Annotated in this window: 1 protein-coding gene; it reads left to right on the top strand. The window is 62.1% G+C overall.

Translation table 11 applies throughout. From position 1 onward, the window contains the following. Nucleotides 1–253, top strand: a 253-nt coding sequence (locus SB772_RS43445; protein ID WP_410838954.1) for a LysR substrate-binding domain-containing protein, incomplete at both ends; no start/stop codon positions are given.

Genomic DNA, 253 nt, shown 5'->3' with positions numbered 1-253 from the left:
CATCCAGCGCAATCCTTACCTGGAAGATTGCGGCGACAGATTACAGCGAGGCGACGGTCCTGCTTCCCGCACTTCCCCTGCTGCGCGAATCAGCACCCAGCGCCCGACTCAGCGTTGTGCAGGTCGCGCCCCGGCTCATCGCAAGGCAATGTGAATTTGGCGAGCTCGATCTTGCGTTTCACACGGCCGACGAGGCGCCTGAAGGGCTGCGCCGCAGGACGTTGTTCAAGGAGCATTATGTCCTTGTCGGGCG

Source organism: Paraburkholderia sp. SIMBA_030, from assembly GCF_046535245.1.
Lineage (GTDB): Bacteria > Pseudomonadota > Gammaproteobacteria > Burkholderiales > Burkholderiaceae > Paraburkholderia.
This window is presented reverse-complemented; position numbering and strand designations above follow the sequence as displayed.